The sequence below is a fragment of the Streptomyces iakyrus genome (genome assembly GCF_000717055.1).
Classification (GTDB): domain Bacteria; phylum Actinomycetota; class Actinomycetes; order Streptomycetales; family Streptomycetaceae; genus Streptomyces; species Streptomyces iakyrus.
On the sequence record NZ_JNXI01000152.1, the window covers coordinates 1 to 303 of the forward strand.

Annotated in this window: 1 protein-coding gene; it reads right to left on the reverse strand. The window is 62.0% G+C overall.

The features are described 5' to 3' along the window. A partial coding sequence (locus OO68_RS49115; RefSeq protein ID WP_209442701.1) for a helix-turn-helix transcriptional regulator occupies window positions 1–271 on the reverse strand: 271 nt, incomplete at its 3' end. Between the last annotated feature and the right edge of the window lie 32 nt (window positions 272–303).

Here is a 303-nt window from a genome sequence, read left to right on the forward strand (position 1 = left end):
GCGCTACGCCGGCCGCCTGCTTGAACGCGCGGTTGAAATTGGCCTGGCTGGAGAAGCCGAGCGCCAGCGCAATGTCCACCAGTGGCCGATCGCCCTGGATCAGAAGGGCTTTCGCACGCTCGAGCCGTCGTGCGGCAACGTAACGGTGAGGAGGTTGGCCGACGGCCTGTTTGAAGCCGCGAGCGAAGTGAAATCGACTGAGAAAGGCAATCGATGCCATGCGATCGAGCGTGAGATTGCCTTCGAGGTTTGCTTCGATGTAGTCCAGCACGCGGAAAAGCCGACGCCGGTCCAGCCCTTCTC